The 1,830-nt window shown below is 66.3% G+C and carries 1 protein-coding gene; it reads right to left on the bottom strand.

All coding sequences use genetic code 11. From position 1 onward, the window contains the following. Positions 1-1,830 (bottom strand): acetate--CoA ligase (gene acs, locus FPZ12_RS45355; protein ID WP_150980817.1); only part of this gene is annotated, 1,830 nt, incomplete at both ends.

Genomic DNA, 1,830 nt, shown 5'->3' with positions numbered 1-1,830 from the left:
AGGTCCATGACTGAGGAGTCGGCGAGGGTGGTGACGTCGCCGATGGCGCGGTTTTCCGCGACGTCGCGCAGGAGGCGGCGCATGATTTTCCCGGAGCGGGTTTTGGGGAGTTCGGGCACGACCATGATCTGGCGGGGTTTGGCGATGGGCCCGATTTCCTTGGCCACGTGGTTGCGTAGGTCCTGCACGGCGGTGTCTCCACCGTCGATGGCGTTGCCGCGCAGGATCACGAACGCCACGATCCCCTGCCCGGTGGTGGCGTCGGAGGCGCCGACCACGGCGGCTTCGGCGACGGTGGGGTGCGAGACGAGCGCGGATTCGACTTCGGTGGTGGAGATGCGGTGCCCGGACACGTTCATCACGTCGTCCACGCGGCCCAGGAGCCAGATGTCGCCGTCGGTGTCGTATTTGGCGCCGTCCCCGGCGAAGTAGAACCCCTGCTCGGCAAACCGGGACCAGTAGGTTTCCCTGAACCGCTCGTCATCGCCCCAGATCCCGCGCAGCATCGAGGGCCACGGCTTGTCCAGCACCAGATACCCGCCACCCCCGTGCGGCACCTCCACCCCGCCGTCATCGACCACCTTCGCCGAGATCCCCGGCAGCGCCTGCTGCGCCGATCCGGGTTTGGTGGCGGTGACACCGGGCAGGGGGGAGATCATGATGCCACCGGTTTCGGTCTGCCACCACGTGTCCACCACCGGGGTCCTCCCGGCCCCGATGTGTTCCCGGTACCACATCCACGCCTCCGGGTTGATCGGCTCACCCACACTGCCCAGCACCCGCAGGCTGGACAGGTCGTATTGGGCGGGGATGTCATCGCCCCACTTCATGAACGTGCGGATCAGCGTCGGCGCGGTGTAGTAGATGGAGACCTTGTGCTGCTGCACGATCTCCCAATGCCGGCCCTCGTGCGGGGTGTTCGGGGTGCCCTCATACACCACCTGCGTGGCCCGGTTGGCCAACGGCCCATACACGATGTAGGAGTGCCCGGTCACCCACCCGATATCCGCGGTGCACCAGTACACATCCTCCCCCGGCTTGTGATCGAACACCACATGATGGGTGTAGGACACCTGCGTCAGATAACCCCCCGAGGTATGCAGGATCCCCTTCGGCTTCCCCGTCGTCCCCGAGGTGTAGAGGATGAACAACGGATGCTCGGCATCGAACGCCTCCGGCGTGTGCACCGGGGACTGGGCCTCGACCAGATCGTGCCACCACACATCCCGGCCCTCGGTCATCGGCGTGTCCCCGCCGGTGCGGCGCACCACGACCACCTTCTCCACCGACTCCGCCCCCTGCAGGGCTTCATCGACGTTGGCCTTCATCGGCGCGGCCTTCCCCCGCCGATACTGCCCATCCGAGGTGATCACCACCTTCGCCGCCGCGTCATCCACCCGCGACCGCAACGCCGTCGGCGAAAACCCCCCGAACACCACACTGTGCAGCGCCCCGATCCGGGCACACGCCAGCATCGCCACGATCGCCTCAGGCACCATCTGCAACTGGATCGCCACCCGATCCCCCGACGACACCCCCAACGACAACAACGCGTTCGCCGCCCGGGACACCTCGTCCTTCAACTCCGCATACGTGATATCGCGGCTATCACCCGGCTCACCAACCCAATGGATCGCCACCTGCGAACCATGCCCCGACTCCACATGCCGATCCACACAGTTATAAGCCACATTCAACTTCCCGCCCACGAACCACTTCGCGAACGGCGCCCCCGACCAATCCAGCACCCGGGACCACTTCGTATCCCACGACAACCGCTCCGCCTGCTCCGCCCAAAACGCCTCACGATCGGCGTCTGCCCGGCCGTAC

Origin of the sequence: Amycolatopsis acidicola, from assembly GCF_007713735.2 — a bacterium.
GTDB lineage: Bacteria > Actinomycetota > Actinomycetes > Mycobacteriales > Pseudonocardiaceae > Amycolatopsis_E > Amycolatopsis_E acidicola.
The sequence above is the reverse complement of the archived record's forward strand: the minus strand, read 5'-3'. Positions and strand labels throughout refer to the sequence as shown.